The organism is Amycolatopsis sp. SID8362 (assembly GCF_010550475.1).
GTDB classification, from domain to species: Bacteria; Actinomycetota; Actinomycetes; order Mycobacteriales; family Pseudonocardiaceae; genus Amycolatopsis; species Amycolatopsis eburnea.
Window position 1 is genome coordinate 1 of the sequence record NZ_JAAGNB010000076.1, and the last position, 1,734, is coordinate 1,734.

Consider the following 1,734-nt stretch of genomic DNA (forward strand, 5'->3'; position numbering starts at 1 on the left):
CCGCCACGGTCAGCGCGACCGCGGCCGAGGCGAGGGCGAACGCGTAGGACTCGCGGTCGCGGATCTTCAGGTAGACCGACCCGCGGCCGGCGGGCGTCAGCGGGACGCGGATGCGCAGGATCAGTTCGCCGGGGTCGAGGACGTGTTCGCGAGCCGGGTCGTCGCCCGGTTCGACGTGCAGCTCCGCCAGCGGGACCGTGCGCTCGCCGCGCGGCCCGGCGACGTCGACGACCGCGTCGAAGGCGAGCAGCGCGATCGCCCAGTCGCCGGGGTAGGTCGCGATGCAGGCGTCGCTGGTGCCGAGCAGCGCGTGGGTGCGGTCGTGCCCGTCGCGCGCGGCGCAGCCACTGCCGGGCACGCGCTTGTTGCAGGGGAACTCGGATCCGCCGCGGAAGTAGCCGCACCGCGTGCGCTGCAACAGGTTCCCGCCGACGGTGGCCATGTTCCGCAGCTGCTGGGAAGCGGCGCGCCACAGCGATTCCGACAGCGCGGGGTACCCGTCGCGCACGGCCGGGTGGTCGGCGACGTCGGCCATCCGCGCCCCGGCGCCGAAGACGAGTTCGCCGGCGCGGGCTTCGATGGTGGTCAGCTCGGGCAGCCGGTGCACGTCGACGACGGCGGGCGGCGTCTCGACGCCGAGCTTCATCAGGTCGTAGAGCGTGGTGCCGCCGGCCAGGATCCGGGTGCCCGGCACGGCGTCGCGCAGCGCCTCGAGGGCGGAGCCGACACTGTCCGGCGCGACGTAGGCGAAGGGCCGCATCAGCCCTCCCCGGCGGTCTGCCGCACGGCGGCGACGATCCCGGCGTAGGCGCCGCACCGGCACAGGTTCCCGCTCAGGTACTCCCGCGCCTGCTCGTCGTCGGTCGCGTGCCCCTCGGCGATGCAGGCCAGCCCGGACATGATCTGCCCGGGCGTGCAGTAGCCGCACTGGAGTGCGTCGTGGTCGACGAAGGCCTGCTGCAACGGGTGCAGCCCGCCGTCCGGCCCGGCGACCCCCTCGATGGTGGTCACCGCCCGCCCGCCGGCCTGCACGGCGGGCGTCAGGCAGGAGACGACGCGCCGCCCGTCGAGGTGGACCGTGCAGGCCCCGCAGTGGCCCTGGTCGCAGCCCTTCTTGGTACCGGTCAGCCCGAGGCGCTCCCGCAGCACGTCGAGCAGCGATTCCCGCGGGTCGAGCCGCAGCCGCACGGCCTCGCCGTTGACGCTCGCTTCGATTTCTGGAGTGGACACCCGGCGACGCTAACTTCGCGACGCCCGGCTCCGCCTTCCGGTGATTGCTGCCGGGGCCGCCGTTTATTGCGCTACCCCCGGACCGCGGTCCGGTACGCCGACGGCGGCTGCCCGATCTGCGCCCGGAAGGCCGAAGCGAACCGCGACGGCGTCGCGAACCCGCACGCCTCGGCGATCTCCGTCACCGACAGGTCCCCGCGTTCGAGGTGCCGGCACGCCTTCTCCACCCGGACCCGGGTCAGGTAGCGGTACGGCGTCTGCCCGGTCGCCGTCTTGAACACGCGCAGGAAGTGGAACGGGCTCAGGTCGGCCGCCGCCGCCATGTCGGCCAGGGTGAGGGGGCGGTGGTGGTTGTCGCGGATGAACTGGACGGCCCGGCGGGTGCGCAGCTCGTCGCGGCCGGGGACGCGGGGCGGGGGTGCCGCCGCGTGCCGGGTCAGGAGGTGGACCGCCAGGAACGACGCCGCCGATTCCGCGTACAGCTCGTCGGCGCCCGCGAGCGCC

Annotated in this window: 3 protein-coding genes; all 3 read right to left on the minus strand. The window is 74.6% G+C overall.

Features of this window, described 5'->3' with window-relative positions; translation table 11 throughout:
* Positions 1-760: xanthine dehydrogenase family protein subunit M (locus G3I65_RS02890; RefSeq protein ID WP_160694466.1), on the minus strand; the 760-nt coding region annotated here is incomplete at its 3' end.
* Positions 760-1,230 (minus strand): 2Fe-2S iron-sulfur cluster-binding protein, encoded by a 471-nt coding sequence (locus G3I65_RS02895; protein ID WP_309235231.1) that lies wholly within the window; start codon positions 1,228-1,230, stop codon positions 760-762. The genes G3I65_RS02895 and G3I65_RS02890, both read right to left, overlap by 1 nt.
* Positions 1,231-1,301: 71 nt before the next feature.
* Positions 1,302-1,734: helix-turn-helix domain-containing protein (locus G3I65_RS58575; RefSeq protein WP_160694468.1), on the minus strand; the 433-nt coding region annotated here is incomplete at its 5' end.